Origin of the sequence: Mesorhizobium escarrei (assembly GCF_935825525.1) — a bacterium.
Taxonomy (GTDB): domain Bacteria; phylum Pseudomonadota; class Alphaproteobacteria; order Rhizobiales; family Rhizobiaceae; genus Mesorhizobium; species Mesorhizobium escarrei.
Genome location: NZ_CAKXZT010000076.1, coordinates 1 through 5293, shown reverse-complemented (window position 1 = coordinate 5293; position 5293 = coordinate 1). Strand labels below are relative to the sequence as shown.

The window sequence follows — 5293 nt, the reverse complement described above, 5'->3', positions numbered from 1 at the left end:
ACGAGAGCGAAAGTGTTATCGCGCCGTCGTACTATCCCCTTGATCGCGAACTGGAGCTGTTGCCGCGATGACGGTCACCGTCCTGCGGGACTTACCTGCACTCATAGCCAAAGCCGCCTCGCCGCCCAGAAGCGGTGTTGCATGGTTCCAGCCCAGCCGTTGCGGCCAGCAGTGCATCCGCGAGCCAGCATCCAACGGAGCGTGGCAGGTCGCAGCGCTGGACGGCCACAAAAGCGCCGGTCAGCATCCCGACCGCGCCTTGGGTGGCCGCAAGTTGCCGAAGCTCGTCGGCCAGATCGCCCACCGATGCGAAGCGAGCGATACGGCGCGCCGGAACATCTCGATCCGCTCGAGGGATGGATCGCCGATCCATCCCTCCGCGAGATCCAGGAACCCGCCGGTCCGGCTTCAGCCTGAACCCGGCGCCTCATCGGCTCGGCGTCTACTCGGCTGAGCCGCTCTCGGAAGCCAGGGTCGGGCCGGCTTCAGGCCGCCTGCGCCGGAATGTCCTGCGCAGAGCAACGTAGAAGACCGGCGTCAGGAAGAGGCCGAACAACGTCACGCCCAGCATGCCGGAGAACACGGCCGTGCCGAGCGATTGGCGCATTTCCGCGCCAGGCCCGCTGGCTATCACTAGCGGCACCACGCCTAGGATGAAGGCGAATGCCGTCATCAGGATCGGCCGCAGCCGCAGCCGGCAGGCCTCGACAGCCGCCTCGACGGCGTCAAGGCCGCGCTCCTCACCTTGGCGCGCGAACTCGACGATCAGGATCGCGTTCTTCGCCGCCAGGCCGATGAGCACGATCAGCCCGATCTGCACGAGGATGTTGTTGTCGAGACCGCGGAAGGCGACGCCCAAGAGGGCGGCCAGCACGCTGAGCGGGACGATAAGCACGATGGCGAAGGGCGTAATCCAGCTTTCGTATAGCGCGGCGAGCGCCAGAAAGACGAACAGAACCGACAGGCCGAAGATGAAGACCGCCGTGTTGCCGGTCTGCCGCTCCTGGAAGGCGAGTTCAGTCCATTCGAAGGAAGTGCCCTGCGGCAGCGATTCGGCTGCGATCCCCTCCATCAGGTCGAGCGCCGTGCCCGTGGCAACACCCGGCGCTGCATTGCCCTGAAGCGGCACGGAGACATACATGTTGTAGCGTTGCACGAGCGAGGGGCCGGTGACGTCGCGGATCTCGACCAGTGTGCCGAGCGGCACCAGGTCGCCGGCCGCCGAGCGCACCTTCAGCTTCAATATGTCGTCGCGATCGATGCGGAAAGCCTGGTCGGCTTGCGCCCGCACCTGGTAGACGCGACCGAAGGCATTGAAATCGTTGACATAGGCGGTGCCTAAATTGATCGACAGCGTCTCGAAGATGTTGGGGATCGGCACGTTCAGCATGCGCGCCTTGTCGCGATCGATCGCCAGGAAGAATTGCGGGCTGGAGGCCGAGAAGGTGGTGAAGACGCCCATCAACCCGGGCGTCTGGTTGGCCTTGCCGGCGATTTCGTTGGTCAGCGCCAGAATCGGCCGCATGTCGGCGCTGTTGCGCTCCTGGAGCATCATCTTAAAGCCGCCGGAGTTGCCGATGCCCCGCACTGGCGGCGGCGGCAGCGCGATGATGAAGGCCTCCTGGATGCTTTGCAGGCTGCCAAACAGCGTGCCGATGATCTTGTCGGAAGTATCGCCGCTCTCGAGCCGTTCCTCGAAGCTCTTGAATGGCGCGAAGATCACGCCGGAATTGCTGGCGTTGGTGAATGTCGCGCCGTTGAATCCTGCGAAGGCGACGGCGTTGGCGACACCCGGCGTCTCGCGGATGATATCCGACGCCTTCTGGATGACTGCGTCCGTTCGGGCGAGCGAAGAGCCCTCCGGCAATTGCAAGACGACGATCGCATAACCCTGGTCCATGTTCGGGATGAAGCCGCGCGGCACCGTCTGCAGCATGTGATAGGTCGCGTAGAGCAGGCCTGCGAAGACGAGCAGCATGGCGGCAAGCGCCAGAGTTGTGCCGACCAGTCTGTGCACCAGCCACGCATAGCCGTCCGCCATCCTGTCGAACCCGTTGTTGAACCCTTTCGCCAGAGCGCGGCCGAACCTTGCCAGGAAGAAGTTCGAATGTTGCTCGATGTGCGGCTTGAAAAGCACGCCAGCGAGAGCCGGCGAAAGCGTCAGCGAGTTGAATGCGGAGATCGCGGTGGAGACCGCGATGGTGATGGCGAACTGCAGGTAGAACTGGCCGGAAATCCCGGGAATGAAAGCCGCCGGAACGAAGACGGAGATCAGCACCAGCGAGATCGCGAGGACCGCGTTTCCCACTTCATCCATGGTCTTGTGCGCAGCGGCGCGCGGAGCGAGCCCCAGCCGGATGTTCCGCTCGATATTTTCCACAACCACGATGGCGTCGTCGACAACGATGCCGACCGCCAGCACCAGCCCGAACAGAGTGAGCATGTTGAGCGAGAAGCCGAAGGCGAGCAGCACGGCAAGCGTGCCGATCAGCGAGACCGGTATCGCCACGATCGGCACGATCGCCATGCGCCACGACTGCAGGAACACGATGATGACGATTACCACCAGCAGAATCGCCTCGGCGATGGTGACATAGACCTCGTTGATAGATTCGGCGATGAACTCGGTCGGATTGTAGATGATCTCGTAGGCCAGCCCCTCCGGAAAATCCTTCGAAAGCTCCGCGATGGTCTTCTGAATTTCTTCCGCCGAGGCCAAGGCATTGGTGCCCGGCCGCTGGAAGATGCCGAGCGCCACCGCCGCCTTGTTGTTGAGATAGGAATTGGTGACGTAGTCCCTGGCGCCGAGCTCTATGCGCGCCACGTCCTGCAGGGAGATCAAGCGGCCGTCCTCGGTCGACTTGACGATGACGTAGCGGAAGTCGCGCGCTTCTTCGAAGCGCCCTTGCGTGGTGACCGTATACTGGAAGGCCGAGCCGTCGCCAATCGGCGGCGCGCCGATCGAGCCGCCCGACACCTGGACGTTCTGGTCGCGCAGCGCCTGGACTACGTCGCCTGCGGTCATGCCGTAGGCGGACAGCTTTTCCGGGTCGAGCCAGATGCGCAGCGAATATTCGCGCTCGCCGAAGATCTGCACGTCGCCGACGCCGTCCAGTCTCAGCAGGACGTCGCGCACGCGCGAACGCGCATAATTCGAGACGTAGAGCTGATCATATGTGTCGTCGGGCGACAGCATATGGATGACCATCATCAGGTCGGGCGAACTTTTCGCCGTGGTGATGCCGAGCCGGCGCACCTCTTCCGGCAGGCGCGCTTCGGCGATCGAGACGCGGTTCTGGACCAGCACCTGCGCCGCGTCGAGATCGGTGCCGGGGCGGAAGGTGATGGTGAGCGACATCGAGCCTTCGCCGGAGGAATAGGACGACATGTAGAGCATGTGCTCGACGCCGTTGATTTCCTGTTCGATCGGCGTCGCCACGGTCGCGGCGACCGTCTCGGCGTCGGCGCCCGGATAGGAGGCGCGCACCACGATGGTCGGTGGCGCGATTTCGGGATATTGCGCGACCGGAAGCTGCGTATAGGCGATGCCGCCGACGAGCACGAGCACGATCGACAGCACCGCCGCGAAGATCGGGCGGTTGACGAAGAAATGGGCGAAGTTCATTGCGTCTGCCCTTCGGCTTCAACCTTGGGCGGCAACGTGGTCATCTCGGACTTGACGGTGACGCCCGGCCGCACTCGCACCAGCCCGTTGATTACCACGGTTTCTTCGCCGGTGAGGCCCTCGCGGATAACGCGATAGCCGTCGATGCGCGGGCCGGTGCGGACCGGCTTGGCCGAGATCAGGCCTGCCTCGTCGACAACGAAGACGATGCGGCGGTTCTGGTCGGCGCCAATCGCCTCGTCAGGCAGAAGCACGCCCGGATGCGGCAGCGAGCCGGGCACGTTGATGCGGCCGAACATGCCCGGCTGCAGCACGCCGTCCTTGTTGTCGAAGCGCGCCCTGGCCCGCATCGTACCGGTAGCTTCGTCCAGACGGTTCTCGGCGAAGTCGAGCTTGCCCCTGAACGTCGCTTCATCACGGTCGGCGACACGGACGACAACATCGACGCCGCCGGCGCCCTCCTGCATGACGCCGCCGCGCTCGCGGGCGTCGCGCGCATAAGAGAAGTAGGTCCGCTCATCGATGTCGAAATAGAAGTTGATCGGGTCGATCGAGACGATGGTGGTCAGCACGGTCTGGTCGGCCTGCACCAGATTGCCCGGCGAGATGAGCCGGCGGTCGACCCGGCCGGAAAACGGCGCCTTGATCTCGGTGAATTCGAGATCGAGACTTGCGTTTTCAAGTGCCGCCTCCGCGCCGTCCAGTTGCGCTTGGGCGGCGAGATATTCGCGGCGGCGGTCGTCCAGTGTCGAAACCGGTATGTTGCCTTCGCGCGACAGGGTCTCGGCGCGCTCGAACTGCATCTTGCTGAATTCGACCAGGGTCTTGGCCGAATCGACCTGCGCCTGCGCCTGGTTCAGCGCCGCCTTGAATGGCCGCTGGTCGATGGTGAACAGGAGGTCGCCCTGCTTGACCAGCGTACCGTCCTGGAAATGGACCTGGTCGAGATAGCCGCCGACGCGGGAGCGCAGCGAAACCTGGTCGACGGCTTCGAAACGGCCGACGAACTCATCGTCCTCGACGATATCGCGCACCAGCGGCTTGGCTACCGTGACGACGGGCGCGGGAGGCGCTTCCTGCGCCTGTGCGGCCGGGGCCGCGAGCAAGCCGATCGCCGCGAAGGCCGCGGCGGCGAGCCATTTTGCAGGGACGTTTCTGCTGGAGGGGGCGGCCAGAGAATCGTGGCTGAGGCGTGCAGTGTGAACCATGGTTACCCCTCGTAATCGGCCCTTCATGCGAAGTCCGTAACATCTAGGTAGCGGGTGTGCCGCACAAATCTATCTTTTTGAGCTGACCACCACAACCGACAGCTTGCTATAGAAACATGGAACATCATCAACCTTGACAAGGAAGCGGCTAACCGGGGAGCGCGAACGCACATCTCGCGTTGCTGCGTAGGCATCGCCATGCGCTCGAGCTAAAGCGGATCTGACAAGCCATTGCGCATCCCGACGTGCGGCGGTTCTGTCGGGAGGAACAGTGCCGCTCTCGCGTAGAGGTGTCCCAGCACAAACGTCTCATTGCACTCGCCCCTTGTACTCGAAGCGGGTGAGCTTGGTCGCCATTCGGATATCTCGCGAAGCGCTGCTTGCGGCCGAGCAGCTATTGAATTCACACCGCTGCATGATTCATATTGACTATTTGGTCGTTTTGACCATACTGTACAAC

The 5293-nt window shown here is 63.3% G+C and carries 2 protein-coding genes; both read right to left on the bottom strand.

From position 1 onward, the window contains the following. Nucleotides 1-442: 442 nt before the first annotated feature. Nucleotides 443-3625, bottom strand: a complete 3183-nt coding sequence (locus NMG80_RS05090; protein ID WP_254017134.1) for an efflux RND transporter permease subunit — start codon at nucleotides 3623-3625, stop codon at nucleotides 443-445. Further along, a complete protein-coding gene (locus NMG80_RS05085; RefSeq protein ID WP_254017133.1) occupies nucleotides 3622-4833 on the bottom strand; it encodes an efflux RND transporter periplasmic adaptor subunit in 1212 nt (403 codons plus the stop codon). Before NMG80_RS05085 ends, NMG80_RS05090 begins: the two co-directional genes overlap by 4 nt. Between the last annotated feature and the right edge of the window lie 460 nt (nucleotides 4834-5293).

Excerpts from the sequence above, each read along its gene's own strand:
- NMG80_RS05090 (WP_254017134.1), bottom strand. The coding sequence starts at position 3,625 with ATGAACTTCGCCCATTTCTTCGTCAACCGCCCGATCTTCGCGGCGGTG.
- NMG80_RS05085 (WP_254017133.1), bottom strand. The coding sequence starts at position 4,833 with ATGGTTCACACTGCACGCCTCAGCCACGATTCTCTGGCCGCCCCCTCC.